Genomic DNA, 16,361 nt, shown 5'->3' on the forward strand with positions numbered 1-16,361 from the left:
TCGCAACCGAGTTCTTAAGGCGCCGTTGCCGAGCGTTGCAACAGCCAGCGGCGTTTTGCCAGCACGCGATCGGTCTCTTCGTCGAGCTGGGTCAGCGCGGTATCGATAGTCAAATGGCCCCGAACGACGAGCTCGGTGTAGCGAACGAGTAAGCCTGCGATCCGCTCCCATTCAGGAATGGGCGGTGTGCTTCGCGCGTGCTCGAGCTGGAGTCGAAAGGCCAGCAAACGCTCGGCGTCGTTGCCTCCGAGCAGCTTCCAGGCGCTCCGTCTTGCCGGTAGGTCCCCAGTAGCTCGATGCAGGCGCACTTGTTCGTCGGTGCTGAGCAAGAAGTCGATGACTTGTTGTGCAGCCTCCGGCTTGGTGCAGGACTTGGTGATCGCCAGGCTCGCCCCGCCCATGACCGACACCGACGGCCTCCCGAGCTCGGGCGTGGGCAGCACAGCCGTTGCCCAGTGCTCTTGCAGCCCCGGGGGAAGGCGACGGCGAAACTCGCCGAGATTCCACGGCCCGGTTACGTAAAACGTGAACAAGCCGGCAGCGAAATCCTGGTACACGTTTGCCACCTGAGCGGGCCCCTGAAACGGGGCAAAGCCATCGTGGAAGAGCGACACGTAAAAAGAGAGCGCTCGCCGAAATGCTGCGCTGCGGAAGTTTCCCCGCGTATCGTGCTCGCGCAGTAAGTCGGCGCCGGCTTGGAATGCGAGGGCAACCAGGAGCTGCCACTCGTCGAGCGGGGCGAGCAGGCCGTAGTGGTCGGGGCCGAGCTCGCGGATGCGCGCCATCGCCTGGCGCCACTCTTCCCAAGTCCGTGGTGGATCGGCAAAACCAGCCCGAGTCAGCAGATCCCGGCGGTAGAACAGCACTCGGGTGTCGACATACCACGGCGTTGCACACCAGGCACCGCCGCTGCGGCTGGATTCTATGGCTCCCGGGAAGAAATCTCTGACCAGCTCTGCCTTGGCCTCGTTTTGGCAAGCCAGAGCGCCCACCGCGACGAATTCGGGAATCCAGGTGCTACCGAGCTGGATCACGTCGGGCAGCGTGCCCGCTACGTACGCGGTCAAGAGTTTCTCGTGCGCCGCGCTCCAGGGAATCCGTTGGACTTCGACACGATGCCCCGCAACGCGTTGGCCATCGACGGTTTGGAACAAGTATTCGGCCTCCTTGCCCATTGCCCAAACCTTGAGCGCCGGTGCGCTTTCCGCCGTGCCTTGGCAACCGGTGAGAACCGCGAATGCTGCCGTGCTCAACATCCACACCCAACCTCGCGCTGGTGGCAATCGCGCCGCACCCATGGCAGAGGTGCTGTAGTGCGGAGGAGTCCGGCGGTCTAGCCCGCGGGTCGTAGCTTCGAACTCTCGCGCATTGAGCGGGGTTGCGGTACGGAGGGTGCGTGCTGCGGGCGCTGGAAGAGTACTTCGAATTCTCCATCCATGGCACCACTTGGGCTCGGGAGATCATGGCCGGTGCGACCACGTTTCTCACCATGGCCTACATTATCGTGGTCAATCCGGCAATCTTGGCCGCGGCCGGCTTGCCGCGCGAGGCGTCGGTCACGGCCACGGTCGTCGTCGCTGCAGTCGGGTCGTTGGCCATGGGTGTTTACGCGCGGCGACCCTTCGCCGTTGCACCGCTGATGGGTGAGAACGCGTTCGTCGCCATGACAGTGGTGGGCGTGTTAGGCGAGCCGTGGCCGGCAGCTCTGGGTGCAGTGTTTTGGAGTGGCGTGACCTTTGCCTTCCTGACGCTTGTCGGTTTGCGACAAACTTTGGCAGAGGCGATTCCCCCTTCGCTGCGCCACGCCATTGCTGCCGGTCTGGGCCTGTTTTTGACGTTCATCGGTTTGCACAGTGCCGGGCTCGTCGTGCCCAGTGCCAGCGGCCCGCCTGTCCGGTTCGGCGATTTTCACGACACGCGCGCGTTGCTTGCCACGCTCGGCTTTCTCGGCACCTGCATCTTGCTCTTGTACCGCGTGCCGGGAGGCGTTCTCTTGGGCATCCTGTTTGTCACGTTCGCTTCCATTCCGCTTGGGCTGGCGGAGCGGCCCGCGGCGATCGTCGCCTGGCCGGCGAGTTTGCAACCGATCGCAGGAAAGTTGGAGTTCGCAGCCATCCTTTACCCACGGCTGTGGCCCATCGTGCTCACCATCTTCATTATGGTGTTTGTAGATACGCTGGCCACGCTTTACGGTCTGTCCATTCGTGCTGGCCTGCTGGATGGTCGCGGCCAGCTACCGCAAATCGAGCGTCCCTTGCTGGTGGACGCGCTCGCCACGGCACTGGCAGCACTGTTGGGTACAACTACCGCGGGTGCGTATGTCGAGTCGGCAACTGGAATCGTGGCTGGAGGTCGCACGGGAGTGGTGGCATGTGTGGTGGGTTTACTGTTTTTGGCGAGCTTGTTTTTTTGGCCGCTGGTGACGGCCGTGCCGAGCCATGCTTACGGCCCCGCGCTCGTTCTCGTCGGCTTGTTGATGTTGGAGACGATCCGCGGCGTGGCCTTCGACGACTGGACTGAGCTCGTACCGTCTTTCGTGACCATCGCGCTCATGGTCTTCACTCTCCACATCGGCATGGGAATGACTGCCGGATTTGCCACTTACGTGGCGATGAAATTAGCCGCAGGGAGGGCGGCGGAGGTCCCTCTTGGGCTTTGGTTCTTGGCCGGTATCTCCGTGCTCTTCTTTCTCGTTGCACCCCACTGATGCGGAGAACGCGCAAGCGTAGAGTTGCCGCGCTCTCACGGGACCAGTGCTCACCCTGTTTCCCTCTCCCCCTTGCGGTGGAGAGTGAGGGTTTTTGTGAGGGGCGGATATCCTTGCCGAGCAATCGCCCACGCCGTGCCATCCACACCCGTGTCGCCTCCAGCGGCGAGAGAGGATGTTTGTCCGCGGCGGACATCGTCGCCAAACACCGGTCGCGCCGCAAGAGGCCCACACCGTCGCCCCTGCGCGCGAGAGCGAGGATGTTTCAGCTGCGGTTGCACGCTTGCCGCACATGTGGTGGCGCCATCCAGACACCCTCGCCTCCTGCTGGGGGAGAGACTGCGGCGTTAGCCGCGGGTGAGGGGGCACAAGTGGCGAGTTACCAGTAGCGAGTGGTGTGGCCCGGCGATTGGCGAATAGCGAATGGGGAACACCCCGATTGGCGGATGCTGTTACCACCGGTGCCCCGCGCGGGCGCTCTTGGCGTGCGGCAACAACACGATCGTAGAGGCGACGCATGCGTCGCCCGTAAGGCTGGGTGGGGCGCCAGCGGCGACCGGAGGGAATCGACGAATGCCGGAACAAGTGCTGTGGGGAGTGTGTGGCGAGCGGTGCCACGTGCGCTGCCATCTTGCCAGCCTGCGCCAACCCGTTCGTAGGGGCGGCCCTTGTGGCTGCCCTCGTTGCCGGCCACCACGCCGCCGCTGCCTGCTCCACGGCCGACAACCCCAACCCCGACGGGCAGGCACAAGGCCTGGCCGTACAATTTCTATTTTTACACGCTTTCTGGCGCCGCGGTCGCGGCGCCCCTGTGCGTGGCCCGGCACACGTGATGAGCCCACCGTAGAGCCACAACCGCTCGTTATTCGCCGCTCGGCCCTCGCCGACCTATTCGCCCTTCACCACTTGTTCGCTGCGGGTGAACGGGCAAGCGAGATTTTGTAGGGGCACGGCATGCCGTGCCCCTACGCTTGTTTGGCACTTCTGGCGTGCCGGGGTAGGGAAGAAAAAATAGCGCATCGAGCTCGTAGTCGAGCTGAAAGCGCCGCTCGCGGTCGTAGCGGAACGGTGAAATAAGCGACAGGCGCGGCAGCGAGCAGCGAGCGGTGAGTGGCGAGTGGTGTGAAATGGGGAATTGTGAATGCGGGACACGCTTCATGCAGCTTGCGGCCCTGCGCCGACGCTATTCGTAGGGGCGACGCATGCGTCGCCCCTATGTTGCCACCGGCCGCAGCGTGCTAGGTGGTGCGAGGGCGCCCCCTTGCGTGTCACCTGTCCGCGCGGATGGAGAATGCTCGAAGCTATGCCCCGGCTTTGAACGCCACGCTGCGGTATCGCGGATTGGTTGCCCTCGCCCGAATGCTGCTTCGGCGCCCGAAGTCGCCGTTCGTGCCCTGAAACGGATCGGTGTCGAGAGGCGCAAAAGGTAAGAACGCGGTTCGCTGCGTTGTTGTGTTGACAGACCGAACCGACCGTGGCAAAACAACTTCTGTTTAAATCAAAAACGAAGGCAGCCAGGAGCAAAGGTTGCCACAGGAGGCAGTGACCATGCGCGTGCGACGATGGCAGCGAAACCTGTTGCTCGGTTGGATTGGCGCTGTGGGATTGGCAGCTTGCGGCGGTAATGGTGACAACGGGCCGGCTTCCCGGGCCACAGCGACTTCGGCACCAACATCGACGAAGACGCGCACGCAAACCCAGATCGCCACACCCAGTCCTACGGCCACACCAACGGCGCCAGGGAGTGCGGTGGAGGGCGTGGTGGTGCTTCGGCGGGAAGTACCGACTGGACCGCAAGACGGCGTTGCCCCGGCACCGCCAGGTTGGGCCGAGGGTGGAGATGCAGAATCGTTCGACCGCGGACTCGGCTACGCCACGCTGCGCTTGGTGGGAGAGGAAGTCGTTACGGTGGAGAGCAACCCGGACGGCACCTTTACGATTCCCCGTGCCCCCCGCGACGTGCGCAGGCTCGAGGTGGAGAAGGTTCTCAACGGCAATTTGATTCAGGCTGCGGTGCCACTGCCCGCTATGCTCGTGGGCCCTCTCCAAGTGGTTGTGCAGGTTGGCTGGGGTGAGATTCGCGTTTGGGTGCGCGGAAGTGATGGTCAGACGAGCGTCGCGCAGGTGTTAGGACCCGAACAAGTCTCCATCCGCTTGCAGAACGGGCTCATCGTCGAGCTTGTGCAAGGGTCGTACATCTGGCGTGACGAGGACAGCGACGGGGTGCTCGAACCGGTCGAGTGCCCGCGCACATTGTGGGAGTGCGCCAGCGACTTTACCTGCGCGGATGGTAGCCGTTGCTCGTGCACGGCAAGTTGCCCGGCATGCGACGACTGCGGGCCGGGAGTGTGTGGCCTCGTGGATGGCAGCGTTGCTTACCGCTGCACAGACGATGGCCAGTGTGCTCAACCGGGCGACGCCTGCGTGTGCGTGGCGAGCTGCCCCACCTGCACCGACTGCAGCCGCCGCGTTTGCGTGCCGGAGTGCAGCCCACTGGAGATCAAAGGCATTGACATTGCGGGCCCCGCGGAGGCCGTTGTTGGGCGGTGGGCTCAATTGCAAGCAACAGCGTATTTTTCCAACGGCACGAAGCTCGACGTGACTCGCTTGGTGTCCTGGCAGGTTTCCGACGAGAACGTTGCCAGCATCGATTCGTGGGGCCAGCTCAGTGCCAAAGCGGTGGGCGAGGTGGTGGTGAGCGCGAGTCTCGGCGAAGTCGCAAGCTCTCGGTTCACCGTGCGCGTGGTCGAGCGAAGTTCTCTGCAACGGATTGTCGTGCGGAATCTTTCCTGCACCTGCCCGGTGTTCCTGCGAGAGCCCGTGGTCGCGCCGCCCGATCCGTCTCTCCCTCCGTGTATCCTGCTCGAGCGGCCCGCTGTGGACCTCTTGCCTGTGCCTCCGTGTCGCGACGTGATCTTGGTAGGCCGCACGCTCCAGTTGGCCGCGCTCGGCGAGTTTGTCGACGGGTCGGTGGAAGACCTCACCGACCTTGTCGAATGGATCGTGGAACCAGCGAGTGCAGCGCGCATCGAGCGGGGAACGCTGACAGCGTTGTCCGCCGGGCCTGTGTCGGTGCGCGCACGGTACGGCGGTGTCGTGAGCGATCCGCTGCAGCTCCGAGTCGTCGAGCGGCCAACGCCAGTGACCCTACGAATTTTCGCGCAAGGCCCTGTTCCCGGTGTTCAACAGGGTGGCTCGGACCCAACGGTCCCCCCGGGAGAGAACCCGTGCCTCGGTTGCGATTACGTGATGACCATGTTGGTGGGTGACCGCTTGGCGTTCAGCGCTTCGGTCGAGTACGACACAGGCGAGTGGGAAGAGGTGACGCAGCGGGTCACGTGGCGCAGCAGTAACGAAGCGGTTGCTGCGTTCGCGGAACCTGGCAGTCTGCTCGCGCTGGCGGTTGGTCAAATTCGGGTGGATGCAACGTTGGGTGAACTTACGAGCAACACCGTTGGAGTGCGCGCAGTGGCTGAGGCATCGGTTACCGGGCTTTACGCGTACGTGGAGAGCAACGACCGCGTGGTAGCCAAAGGAGGCAGCCTCTTCCTCCGGGTGAACGCTACCTATGACTTGGGCTTCGTGCGCGATGTGACCGACGAGGCGACGTGGCGGAGCGCGGACGAGACCGTCGGCACATTTTTTCGCGCGGGGGAATTTGCTGGCCGGGCCGCCGGGCGCACGGAAGTCTGGGCAGAATTCGGTGGCATTGCCAGCAATCGCATCCCGTTGGAAGTCTTTGAGACCAGCGAGCTCGAGTATTGCGATGCCGCAAACGTGAACCGCGCGGTTTGGTCGGACGCGTTCAACCGTGTCGTCCTGGAGTCCGATTGCAACCGGTACGAGATTCCAGCCATCGTCAACCTCCGCTACACGGTCACCGAGATGCAACCCCACGGTGGCATTTTCGACCCCTGCTTGGATTTGTACGTGTACCGTGGCGTCGAACTGATTCGCGTGTTGCGGGAAGAGGGTTGTGGGCAGCCATTTTTGTCGCCCGCCGTTCCCGCGAGTGAGGATGAGGTGCTGCGTTACCAAACCCGGGCTTTTTGGGACTTGCGGGACCAACGTGGGGAACTGGTTCCTCCCGGGGTCTACCGGATCTACGGAAGGTTCTTCCTGTACTATGACCCCGTCGTTTACATTGATGTTACCGTGGGGCAGCCAGGCCCGGAGCCATCGCCAACCCCTGTGTTGTCGGGCGCGGGCTGCTTCTTGGGCGACTGTGGCGCGCCCTTCATGTTTGGCAACCTCGATCGTGCCGGGTGCTGTGCTTATGCGCGAACCAGCGTGCTGCAAATGTCCTGGTGTGAGCAAATCACGAATGGCAAGTGCGCGCCGGGCGCCTGCCGCCATCCTTGCGAGAGTGAGCCGACGTGTTGCCCGCCGAACGCCCGTTGCCTCCCCGAAGTGCCACTGTGCGAAAGCAAGTGCTGCCCGCCGGGGGCCGTTTGTGACCCGACCACGCTGCCCTCGTGCGTGTCGTGCGCCGACGGCGGCAAGATCTCTGGCTGTGTGCCTAATCCTGGTGCGGCTTGTCCGGCTGTGTGGATGCCGGTTTGCGGCTGCGACGGGCGAACCTACGGAAATCGCTGTGAGTCGATGGCGGCGTGCGTTATGCCCGCACACGAGGGTGCCTGCGCGGCCGTACGCTCGCCGTGACCGGATCTTGTTGCGTCACGACGGGCGGATTGTCGTGAGCCAGCGCTGCATCTCCGTTGCCGGCACAAAACCGGAGTGCTCGAAGGCGACCGAGCCACGGTCAAACACGATGAAGTGCGGGATTCCCATCACGCCGTAGCGTGCTGCTAGCTCGGGGTAGCGATCCGTGTCGACTTTGAGCACGATCGCTTGTCCCGCCAAAGCGCGGGCCACTTCCTCCACTTCTGGTGCGGCCCGGCGACATGGGCCGCACCACGCGGCCCAGAAATCCACCAGCACAGGAACCTGCGCATCGCGAACGATCTCTTCGAACGTTTGCGGGTCGACGTTGATCGGCTCAGCAACCGGAGGTAGTGGTGCTTTGCACGCCCCACAGCGGCCGGTGTCCGCCAGGTGTTTCGCAGGCACTCGGTTGTTCCGCCCGCACTGACGACATACACGCAACATGAAATGCTTGTGGCACAACTCAGAGCAGCCGCCAAGCAGAAAGCGGCGGAGTTTGCGGGGAGTAAAATCTGTGGTACGAGCCAGGTTGAAAGGCCCGAGCGAGATGGGGAACTTGCGGTACATTGCTGTCGAGGGGCCGATTGGCGCAGGAAAAACCACGCTAGCGAATTTGTTGGCGGCGGAGTTCGGAGCGCGCGCTGTGCTCGAGCAGGTGGAGGAGAATCCCTTTCTCCGCCGCTTTTATGAGGATCCTCGTGCCTGGGCATTTCAGACCCAGTTGTTCTTCCTGCTGTCTCGCTACCGCCAGCAAAGCTTGCTGCGGCAGCAGGAGCTCTTCGATGCTGGGGTGGTCAGCGACTACCTGTTCGCCAAAGACCAAATCTTCGCTCACGTAAACCTAAAAGGCGAGGAGCTGAGCTTGTACCGCCAAATTTACCACCTGCTCGATTCCCGCTTGCCGAAACCGGATCTTGTAGTATACCTTCATGCCCGTCCAGAAATTTTAATCGAACGGCTACGGAAACGGGATCGTGACTACGAGCGGCGCATACCGCGTGAGTACATCGAAGCCTTGGCAGCAGCGTATCGGAACTTCTTCTTCGATTACAACGAAACCGCGCTGCTCGTTGCGGATGTGTCGGCCGTGGATTTCGTTAATAGCCGGGACGACTTTGTCGATCTCGTCCGCGAGATTCGTTCGATGGGAAAAGGAGTGCAACATTACATTCCGCTTGGATCCAGGTGACCCCAGCGCAATGCGCCCGGGGTGCGGACCGAGACGGAGCGCCTCGCAGCAAGGAATGGTGAAGAGTGGTTCTGAGTACGTCCGCGCGGTGACCGCAATCGGCACCGACCGGTGCTGGGCGGCTGAGTTCCCTTCGCCTGTCCTCGTGCACGAAAGCCCTCCGGGTTCGGTCCCAGGAGGTGCTTTCGATGCAAGGCAAGGTTACCGTACCGGACATTCGCGCGCGTAAGGGATCGGGCGTACCGATCGTTGCGCTCACTGCGTACGACTACCCCTTTGCGCGTTTGGTGGATCAGGCCGGCGTCGACTTGATTCTGGTCGGCGACTCCGTGGGCATGGTGGTCCAGGGGTTGGAGACCACGCTCCCCGTCACGGTGGACGAAATTGTCTACCACTGCCGCATGGTGGCGCGCGCTCGCGAGCGGGCGCTGTTGGTGGCTGACTTGCCATTTGGCTCCTACCAAGTGTCGCCGCGCGCGGCCATTGCCAACGCCGCACGCCTTTTGAAGGAAGGTGGTGCCGAGGCGGTGAAGTTGGAAGGGGGTGTACGGGTAGCGCGCATCATCCGGGCCTTGGCGGAAATGGACATTCCCGTGATGGGCCACATCGGCCTCACCCCTCAGTCGGTGCACCAAATGGGCGGACACAAGGTGCAGGGACGGCGCCCGGCGGAACAAGACCGGCTGGTAGAAGACGCCTTGGCGGTGGAAGAGGCAGGTGCATTTGCTGTGGTTCTCGAGGGGATGCCGCGCGAGCTGGCCGCGGAGATTACAGCAAAGCTCTCGATCCCGACAATCGGCATCGGCGCCGGGCCGGATTGCGATGGGCAGATCCTGGTTTTGCACGATGTACTGGGGCTGACCGAGAGCCGTGCCCCAAGATTCGCCAAGCGATATGTGAATCTCCGAGAAGTGGTTGGCGCTGCGTTGAGCGCGTACGTGGAAGAGGTGCGCACCGGCGCTTTCCCAACCGATGCTCACTCATTTCACACCCTTGTGGGTGTGCCGCGCGACCGCGCCGCGGGGGCGGCTTCGTAGCCGAAACAATGATGCGCTTGGTTGAGAGCGTCCGCACGATGCAGGAATGGGCGGATCGAGAACGCGCCCAAGGCAGGCGGATCGGTTTTGTGCCGACGATGGGTTACCTACACGAAGGGCATCTGAGCTTAGTGCGGTTGGCTCGCGAGCGCGCGGATTCCGTGGTCGTGTCGATCTTCGTGAACCCCTTGCAATTTGGCGCCAATGAAGACTTTGACCGCTACCCGCGGGACCCTGTCGGTGATCGCCGCAAGCTGGAGGCTGCCGGTGTGGATGTGCTCTTCTTTCCGGAGGCCAGCGAGCTGTACCCGCCCGGGTTCCAGACGACGGTCGAGGTTTCCGAGGTCACCCGCGGCTTGTGCGGAATCTCGCGGCCAACCCACTTCCGGGGGGTAACTACGGTGGTGGCGAAGTTGTTCCTTGCGGTCAAGCCGCACGTTGCTGTTTTTGGCGCCAAGGATTTTCAGCAGTTGGTTACGGTCAAGCAAATGGTTCGGGATCTCAATTTTGACGTCGAGATCATTGCCGGGCCGATTGTTCGAGAGGCGGACGGCTTGGCCATGAGCTCGCGCAACGCCTACCTCACTCCCGAGGAGCGGCAAGCCGCGCGGGTCATTCCTGAGTCCCTCGCTGAGGCACGCCGGGCGTTTGCTGCCGGGGAATCGAGTGCCGAGCGGTTGCGGGAAATCGTGATTCGACGCCTCTCCGCCGAACCACGTGCGCGAGTGGACTACGTCGAGGTGGTCGACGCCGAAACTCTGCAGCCAGTAACGGCAATCGAGCGAGCGGCTCTGTTGGCGATCGCTGCCTTTTTTGGCCGAACCCGGTTGATCGACAACTGCGTTCTCGCTCCGTCCGACCGAGCTTTAGAGCACAACACCCAAGAATGTTTCACGGAGGGCAACGTATGAGGACCATGCTGCGAGGCAAGATTCATCGAGCCACGGTGACCGCTGCGGAACTTCATTACGAGGGCAGCGTGACGATCGATGCAGAACTGCTCGAGCTTGCTGATATTTTGCCTTACGAACGCGTGGACATTTGGAACGTGACCAATGGCGAGCGGTTTTCAACTTATGCGATCGCCGGTCAGCGCGGCTCTGGCGTGGTGTGCATTAACGGCGCCGCTGCCCATAAAGCGCGCAAGGGCGACATCGTGATCATCGCGGCGTTCGCCACAGTCGGGGAAGACGAGGCCCGCTCGTGGCAGCCGCGCTGCGTGTTTGTTGACGAGCGGAATCGCCCGATCGAGATCCGCAGTGAACAAGCGGGGCAAGCTCGAGTGGCGAGTGGGTGGCAGTAACTTCGGCTTGTCGCTGCGTTACGCACGAATTCCGCTGTTGCTCGCCGGCGGCGTGAGTTTGCTTGCCGGGCTGTGGGCAGGTCTCGCGCGAGCGGGGTTACCGCTGCCGCGCGTCGGACTCGCCGGACTGCACGGCCCGCTGATGATTCCCGGCTTTCTCGGCACGCTGATTGGCCTCGAGCGAGCTGTCGGCCTGGGCCGCCGGTGGGCTTACCTCTCCCCGCTGGCGAGCGCTGTGGGCACCGCGTTGCTGTTGCTCGGTGCCTCGGCCACTTGGGTTGCAGTGACTTACAGTGTCGGGGCAGTGTGCTTGCTGGCCACGATGATCAGCCTTTGGAGCGGGCACCGTGCTTGGTACACGTTCTTGTTTGTTCTGGGGGCCTCGTGTTTGGTCATGGGAGATCTCTACTGGCTGGCCGAGGGATCCCCCACTCATGGGGCCGGTTGGTGGCTCGCGTTCTTGATTGCCACGATCGCTGCTGAGCGCATGGAGCTCAGCCGAGTGATTGTCCCGCCTCGATGGGCGCAGCCTGCACTGGTAGCGGTATTTTTCCTTCTGGTTGCGAGTCTGGTGAGCGGCGGGCTTGGCACACGCCTCAGTGCAATCGGCATAGGAGTTGCGTTGGTTGCCATCGCGCTCTGGCTCGTTCGCTTCGATGTCGCTTGGCGCACAGTGCGGCATCGGGGCTTGCCGCGCTTCGTGGCCATCGCCCTGCTCTCCGGCTTTACCTGGCTCGGGGTGGCGGGAGCGTTGGCGACGACGCAACCTGCGGCTCTTGCAGGCACGGCCTATGATGCCGTTTTGCATGCCGTGTTTCTTGGCTTCGTGTTCTCGATGATTTTTGCGCACGCTCCGATGATCTTCCCGTCGATTTTGGGGTTGCGCGTGCCGTTTCATTGGATGTTTTACATTCACCTCGCCGTGCTGCATGTTTCCGTGGCGCTGCGGGTGGCGGGCGATGTTGGTCAGGACTGGTTCGTTCGGACCTGGGGAGTGCTCGGCAACGCGGCAGCGATCGTGTTGTTTCTTGCAGTGACGATCAGCCGAATTCTTTTCTCTTCCCAGGAGAAGCATGCAGTGGTGGAGGTGAGACGGGCATGACGAGGCCTGGTGACCACCACAGCGACGGTGGCTGCATTCTCCCCGCAGAGGATGAGCCCCATCCCGTTGTGGTGTTCCACAATGGCAGAATGCTCACGATGGAACGCGGCGCTCCGCCGGATGCTACGGTGCTCGTGACACGAGGCGGGCGCATCGAGGCCGTAGGTGGCCGCGAGCTGCTGCAGCGCTACCCCCATGCATCCCATGTGGATTTGGCAGGATGCTGGTTGTGCCCGGGTTTCATCGATGCCCATAACCACCTGTCGATTGCGGCCTTGCATCCGCTGTGGGCCGACTTGTCTGCCGTGCGCAACGAAGAAGAGCTGGCAAACGTGCTGCGCGCGCAGGCGGCGCGCGACCCTCACGCGCCGTGGGTTCGGGGGGCGAATTGGAACGAAGTGGAAACCGGGCTGCTTCCCGACCGCCGCATGCTCGACCGCATCGGTCTCGATCGCCCAATCTTGATTGCGCATTACACCCTGCACCAAGGAGTGGTGTGTTCCCGCGGGCTCGATGAGCTCGGCATTGGTCGCAGCACGCCCGATCCACCCGGGGGCATGATTGCGCGCGACTGGGAAGGCAACCCCAGCGGCTTGTTGGTGGAGCGAGCCTGGAGCGAAGCCCATGCGCGGTCGGTGATGCCGTACCGTGATCGTGATCGCCACGATGATTGGATTGTGGAGCGGGCTCAGTTGCTGCTTGCTGAGGGGATCACGTGTGTGCACGACGCTGCATGCCCGCCCGCAGCAGAGCAAGCCTATTGGCGGTTGGCGCGTTCGAACCGACTGCCGATTTCGGTGCTCGTCATGCCCCACGCGGAGGCCATCTTGCGCGGCCAGGATCCCCAGCGATGGCATGGTCCACCCACGGGAGAAGGAGACGAATGGCTGCGCGTAGGGCCAATGAAGTTCTTTGCCGATGGCGGCATCGCTCCCGCCTTGGACGTGTGCGCGGCTGGCATCCGCATGCAAATGGGCATGGAGTTCACTGACTTGCAGGCAGAGCTCGAGCGAGCGGTGGCTCACGGCTTTCGGGTCGCCGTGCACGCGATCGGTAACGCGGGGCTGGAACGCGCGCTCTCTTCGTTCGCTGAGATTCGCCGGCGGAACCCGAGCGCAGATTTGCGTTTTCGGGTGGAGCATGCGTGTTTGGCGTCTGAGGAGCAGTTGCGCCGCTTACGCGAGCTAGGAGGTGTCGCGGTGGTCCAACCGGGATTTCTCCACCACTTGGGCGAGGCCGTGCTCGAAGTCCGTTTCGATAATGCCACCTGGCTCCCCTTTGGAACGATGATGGAGATCGGACTTCCCCTGGCAGCCTCCTCTGACGACCCGTGCGCGTTGCGACCACCGTTACTCACAGCCAGCTACGGTGCCAGTCGCCGAACTGCGTCCGCACGCATTCTCGATCCCAGCGAAGCCGTACCCTATGAAGAGTGGCTGCGTGCTTACACGATCGGCGCGGCCTACGCCGGTGGTCAGGAGCATGAGCGTGGCTCGCTTGCCCCGGGTAAGCGAGCCGACCTTGTTGTCTTGCACGGTGAGTTGGACTCTATGGCTCCGCCACGAGTAGTGCAAACCTGGGTGGCGGGTAAGCTTGGCTGGGGTGAACTGGCGCCGCTTGCAGATGCTGGCCACTTTCGCGTTCCTGTGTCCGCGCCTGGTTCTGACACCCTCTGAATTCGCGGCCCCCCCGCTTCAGAGAACAGCCGTGGCAGACGCTGATTCAAAAGTCGGCAGCGTTGGGCAAGTTCCGGGCGGCATACGCGCGGCAAGCAAAGTGAACAAGCAGGCAGAGCGTGGTCGCAAGGCGAGCCGGCAAAGGAGTGTAAACCGTTCTCGGTGCAGACGAGGCGAAATCAGGTAGGCCGGGCGACGCTGATCTTCGCCGCCGAACTTGCAGAACAGTTTGTCGGCGCCGTCGCAGCATCTTCTCACGTCGGAGAGGGTGTGTTAAACAGTTGTTTACCTCTCTACGGTATCTGGCGTTCCACGAAATCGGGGTGTTGCATGCAAGCGTCTTCGTCATTGTCCGAGCGCCAACAGCTACAGGAGAAGTTGTGGACGTATGCGCAGCGTATCGTCGTGCTCCTCGTTGCTGTCGGAGTGGGGGTATTCATCGGCTTTCAATTGTGGGGCGAGGCCGGGCAACTGCGGCAAGAGGTTCGAGAGCTCAAGGATCGCGTGCTCATGCGGGAAAAGGAACGGGATACTCTAAAAAGCCAAATGGCGATTATCGATCGCGACAAGAAGGAATTGGAAAAGCGTTTCCAAGACCTTCAGGCCCGCTGTGGCGCAGAAGTGCAGCCTCGGTGACGGTGGGCAGGGGCGGTCGGGTCGGATTGACAGGAGCGGGAGGCTCGTGTAGCTTGCAGTGCTCCCAAAGTCAGGAGTAATTCACACCACTGGCATCACGCATGTTCGACTCGCTTTCCGAGAAGCTGGATCAGACCATCCGTCGGCTTCGGGGGCTCGGCAAAATCACCGACCGTAACATTGAAGAAGCTGTGCGGGAGGTGCGTTTAGCCCTGCTCGACGCGGACGTGCATTTTCAGGTTGCCAAGGAGTTTACTGAACGCGTCCGCCAAAAAGCGCTCGGGCAAGAGGTTCTCCAAAGCCTCACGCCTGCCCAGCATTTCGTGAAGATCGTCGCCGCGGAGCTCACTCGGGTAATGGGCGGCGAGGCGGTGCCACTTGAAATTAAGGGCCCGCCGCCTGTGGTGCTGTTATTGGTGGGCTTGCAGGGTTCGGGGAAAACCACCTCGGCAGCAAAGCTCGCTCGGTATTTGGCCGAAGAACGAGGCCGGAAGCCGTACTTGGTTTCTGTCGACGTGTACCGGCCTGCGGCGATGGAGCAGCTTTCCATCCTGGCGGGGCAAATTGGGGTGCCGGTGTATCCCAGCCAGGCGGAACGCGATCCGGTCGAAATTGCTCGCGAGGCCGTGGATGCCGCAAAGCAGCTCGGGTGCGACACCGTGCTCATCGACACGGCTGGCCGCTTGCACGTGGACGCAGAACTGATGGAGGAGCTCGAACGCATTCAAAAAGCGGTTCGCCCCCAGCATGTGCTTCTGGTTGTCGACGCGATGACCGGTCAAGACGCAGTGCAAATTGCCCGCGGGTTTCATGACCGATTGCAGGTCAGCGGCGTCATTTTGACCAAGCTCGATGGAGATGCGCGGGGCGGGGCAGCGCTGTCTATCCGGACGGTGACCGGTGCACCCATTCTGTTTGCGGGCACGGGGGAGAAGGTCGATCGGCTAGAAACCTTTTATCCGGACCGCATGGCTCGCCGTATCCTGGGAATGGGGGACGTGCTGAGCCTCGTGGAACGAGCGGAGCGAGCGTACGATGCCAAACAGGCTGAGGAGCTGCAACGCAAGCTCCGGCGCAATGAGTTCACGATCGAGGACTTTCGCGAGCAGCTTCGCGCTGTGCGCAAAATGGGGGCCATGGGTGAGTTGCTCGGCATGATTCCCGGAATGAAAAAGTTCGTGCGTGGTGTCGACTTGGGCGCGGCCGAGGAGGAACTCAAGCGCATCGAAGCAATCATCAATTCCATGACCAAGGCCGAACGCCAGAACCATCTAATTCTGAACGCCAGCCGGCGGCGGCGCATTGCTCAAGGAAGCGGCACCAGCGTGGCTGAAGTGAACAGGTTTTTGAAGCAATTCGAGCAAACACGAAAAATGATGAAGCAAATGACCAAGGCGATGGGCCGGGGTGGGCTTCCTTCGCGCCTCGGCTTCTGAGCTTGGTCGTGGATTTGACTGTAGGGGAGGAAAATCGCACATGGCAACCACAATCCGCTTAGCCCGGCACGGATCGAAGAAACGCCCTTTTTACCGCATCGTTGTGGCGGATTCGCGCGCGCCGCGCGACGGGCGCCGGTTAGACCAAATCGGGTACTACGATCCGACCCGCAACCCGGCGGTTGTACACATTGACGAGGCGAAGCTGAACACGTGGTTGCAGCGCGGAGCACAGGTGAGCTTGACGGTATCGCAGTTGATTCATCGGGTTCGCCGGTCGCAAGGCGCGGCGAGCGAAGCGATCGGGTCGGCACCACAAGCTGGGGAGGCAGAAGCATGAAGGAACTGGTTCAGGTTTTGGCGAAGCACTTGGTCACGAAGCCGGACGCCGTCGAGGTGCGGGAAACGCAGGGGGAGACCGCTTCCGTGGTGGAGCTGAAGGTGGCGCGGGAGGACCTGGGGCGGATTATCGGCAAGCAGGGGCGGATGGCGAAGTCGATTCGCACCATCCTCAACGCCGCGGCGTCGCGTGCCAATCGCAAAGTCATTCTCGAAATCATCGAAGAAAAGTAAGAAAACTTCGATTGCACGTGGGCGCACGCCCGTAGGC

The 16,361-nt window shown here is 62.4% G+C and carries 14 protein-coding genes; 12 read left to right on the forward strand and 2 right to left on the reverse strand.

The window, feature by feature from the left end:
- Positions 1 to 14: 14 nt before the first annotated feature.
- Complete coding sequence (locus N3C12_01520; GenBank protein ID MCX8071118.1) at positions 15 to 1,256, reverse strand: sugar ABC transporter substrate-binding protein; 1,242 nt, start codon at positions 1,254 to 1,256, stop codon at positions 15 to 17.
- A 143-nt stretch (positions 1,257 to 1,399) separates the two neighbouring features.
- Here N3C12_01520 and N3C12_01525 point away from each other — a divergent pair, with 143 nt between their 5' ends.
- On the forward strand, positions 1,400 to 2,707 hold the full coding sequence (locus N3C12_01525; protein ID MCX8071119.1) for an NCS2 family permease: 1,308 nt from the start codon (positions 1,400 to 1,402) through the stop codon (positions 2,705 to 2,707).
- A 1,548-nt stretch (positions 2,708 to 4,255) separates the two neighbouring features.
- Positions 4,256 to 7,369 carry an Ig-like domain-containing protein gene (locus N3C12_01530; GenBank protein MCX8071120.1) on the forward strand — a complete coding sequence of 1,038 codons (3,114 nt, stop codon included), beginning with the start codon at positions 4,256 to 4,258 and terminating at the stop codon, positions 7,367 to 7,369.
- 15 nt (positions 7,370 to 7,384) lie between these two features.
- Here the strand turns inward: N3C12_01530 and N3C12_01535 are convergent, their stop codons facing one another.
- The gene (locus N3C12_01535) at positions 7,385 to 7,777 is read right to left on the reverse strand and encodes a thioredoxin domain-containing protein (GenBank protein MCX8071121.1); all 393 of its coding nucleotides are present in this window, start codon (positions 7,775 to 7,777) and stop codon (positions 7,385 to 7,387) included.
- Between the two features lie 142 nt (positions 7,778 to 7,919).
- Here N3C12_01535 and N3C12_01540 point away from each other — a divergent pair, with 142 nt between their 5' ends.
- From N3C12_01540 to N3C12_01585, 10 genes are all read left to right on the forward strand, one after another.
- Positions 7,920 to 8,561, forward strand: coding sequence for a deoxynucleoside kinase (locus N3C12_01540; GenBank protein ID MCX8071122.1), 642 nt, complete (start codon positions 7,920 to 7,922; stop codon positions 8,559 to 8,561).
- Between the two features lie 188 nt (positions 8,562 to 8,749).
- Complete coding sequence (panB, locus tag N3C12_01545; protein ID MCX8071123.1) at positions 8,750 to 9,598, forward strand: 3-methyl-2-oxobutanoate hydroxymethyltransferase; 849 nt, start codon at positions 8,750 to 8,752, stop codon at positions 9,596 to 9,598.
- A gap of 11 nt (positions 9,599 to 9,609) precedes the next feature.
- A complete protein-coding gene (panC, locus tag N3C12_01550) occupies positions 9,610 to 10,509 on the forward strand; it encodes a pantoate--beta-alanine ligase (GenBank protein MCX8071124.1) in 900 nt (299 codons plus the stop codon).
- Positions 10,506 to 10,901, forward strand: coding sequence for an aspartate 1-decarboxylase (locus N3C12_01555; protein ID MCX8071125.1), 396 nt, complete (start codon positions 10,506 to 10,508; stop codon positions 10,899 to 10,901). The genes panC and N3C12_01555 overlap by 4 nt, the downstream gene beginning before the upstream one ends.
- The gene (locus N3C12_01560; GenBank protein MCX8071126.1) at positions 10,858 to 12,003 is read left to right on the forward strand and encodes a hypothetical protein; all 1,146 of its coding nucleotides are present in this window, start codon (positions 10,858 to 10,860) and stop codon (positions 12,001 to 12,003) included. Before N3C12_01555 ends, N3C12_01560 begins: the two co-directional genes overlap by 44 nt.
- On the forward strand, positions 12,000 to 13,679 hold the full coding sequence (locus N3C12_01565) for an amidohydrolase (protein MCX8071127.1): 1,680 nt from the start codon (positions 12,000 to 12,002) through the stop codon (positions 13,677 to 13,679). Before N3C12_01560 ends, N3C12_01565 begins: the two co-directional genes overlap by 4 nt.
- 330 nt (positions 13,680 to 14,009) lie before the next feature.
- Positions 14,010 to 14,315 carry a hypothetical protein gene (locus N3C12_01570; GenBank protein ID MCX8071128.1) on the forward strand — a complete coding sequence of 102 codons (306 nt, stop codon included), beginning with the start codon at positions 14,010 to 14,012 and terminating at the stop codon, positions 14,313 to 14,315.
- 101 nt (positions 14,316 to 14,416) lie between these two features.
- Positions 14,417 to 15,751: a signal recognition particle protein gene (gene ffh / locus N3C12_01575; protein MCX8071129.1), complete on the forward strand. Its 1,335-nt coding sequence runs from the start codon at positions 14,417 to 14,419 to the stop codon at positions 15,749 to 15,751.
- Positions 15,752 to 15,791: 40 nt separating this feature from the next.
- A complete protein-coding gene (rpsP, locus tag N3C12_01580; protein MCX8071130.1) occupies positions 15,792 to 16,091 on the forward strand; it encodes a 30S ribosomal protein S16 in 300 nt (99 codons plus the stop codon).
- On the forward strand, positions 16,088 to 16,324 hold the full coding sequence (locus tag N3C12_01585; protein MCX8071131.1) for a KH domain-containing protein: 237 nt from the start codon (positions 16,088 to 16,090) through the stop codon (positions 16,322 to 16,324). The genes rpsP and N3C12_01585 overlap by 4 nt, the downstream gene beginning before the upstream one ends.
- The last annotated feature ends 37 nt before the right edge of the window (positions 16,325 to 16,361 follow it).

Source organism: Candidatus Binatia bacterium, assembly GCA_026415395.1.
Lineage (GTDB): Bacteria > Desulfobacterota > Binatia > HRBIN30 > HRBIN30 > HRBIN30.